Annotated in this window: 1 protein-coding gene; it reads left to right on the top strand. The window is 74.1% G+C overall.

What is annotated here, in order from left to right; all coding sequences use genetic code 11:
* On the top strand, positions 1-692 hold a 692-nt coding region (locus PKE99_RS38185; RefSeq protein WP_271215119.1), incomplete at both ends, for a molybdopterin cofactor-binding domain-containing protein.

Genomic DNA, 692 nt, shown 5'->3' with positions numbered 1-692 from the left:
GAGAGCGTCACCCTGCGGTCCAACCGGTCCGGCGGGATCGACGCCTACACCGGGGTGTCCACGATGGGCCAGAGCAGCGAGACGGCGTTCGCCCAGGTCGTGGCCGACGTCTTCGGTACCGACTACGAGGCGGTCCGGGTGCACGCCGGGGACACCGCGACCTCGCCGCTCAACACCGGAGCCTTCGCCTCCCGCACCATGATCGCCGCGGGCGGGGCGCTGCGAGCGGCGGCCGAGCAGCTCGCCGCCAAGACCCGGCGGATCGCGGCCTGGCAGCTCGACGTCGCCGCCGACGACGTGGAGATCGCCGGTTCCGTGGCCCGGGTCCGGGCCGACCCCGCGCGGGCCGTTCCGCTGGCGACGGTCTACGCCACCGCGATCACCGGCCAGGGGCTCCCCCCGGAGGAGGAGCCCGGCCTGGAGGCGACCGCGCACTTCGAGCCCTCGGACGCCGCGTACTCGTTCGGCACCGCCGCCGCCCAGGTCGCCGTGGACCCGCAGACCGGCGAGTTCGAGATCGAGCGGTTCGTCATGGTCCACGACGGGGGGACGGTCGTGAACCCCACGATCGTCGAGGGGCAGGTCCGGGGCGGGCTGGCCCAGGGCTTCGGCGCCGCGCTGAGCGAGGAGCTGCGCTACGACGCCGACACCGGCCAGCTCGTCAACGGCTCCATGGTGGACTACTTCGTCCC

This window comes from Pseudonocardia halophobica (assembly GCF_027922425.1).
In the GTDB taxonomy this organism is placed as follows: Bacteria; Actinomycetota; Actinomycetes; order Mycobacteriales; family Pseudonocardiaceae; genus Pseudonocardia; species Pseudonocardia halophobica.
This window is presented reverse-complemented; position numbering and strand designations above follow the sequence as displayed.